The organism is Dyella sp. SYSU CM1112, assembly GCF_058216415.1.
Genome location: NZ_JBZEGI010000168.1, coordinates 1 through 251 on the forward strand (window position 1 = coordinate 1; position 251 = coordinate 251).

A 251-nucleotide genomic window follows, 5' to 3' on the forward strand; every position below is an offset into this window, starting at 1 on the left:
CCGACGAATACGGCATCGTGATGGGCACCTCGCACTAAGAGCCGATGATGCGTGCGGAAAAAGAATGGACGTCCGGACACTACGGCCCTTTGGACTACACCACCAACGCCAAAGCGATCGACGCATTCTGGCGCAAGGGCATGGAGCGCGACAAAAACTATGAGGAAATGGTGACGCTAGGCATGCGCGGCGAAGGTGACACGCCCATGTCCACCACTGCCAATACCCAACTGCTGGAACACATCATCGCG

The 251-nt window shown here is 57.4% G+C and carries 1 protein-coding gene; it reads left to right on the plus strand.

Annotated elements, in window-relative coordinates; genetic code table 11:
- Positions 1–47: 47 nt before the first annotated feature.
- Positions 48–251 (plus strand): glycosyl hydrolase 115 family protein (locus AC4HNJ_RS22090; protein WP_490481756.1); only part of this gene is annotated, 204 nt, incomplete at its 3' end.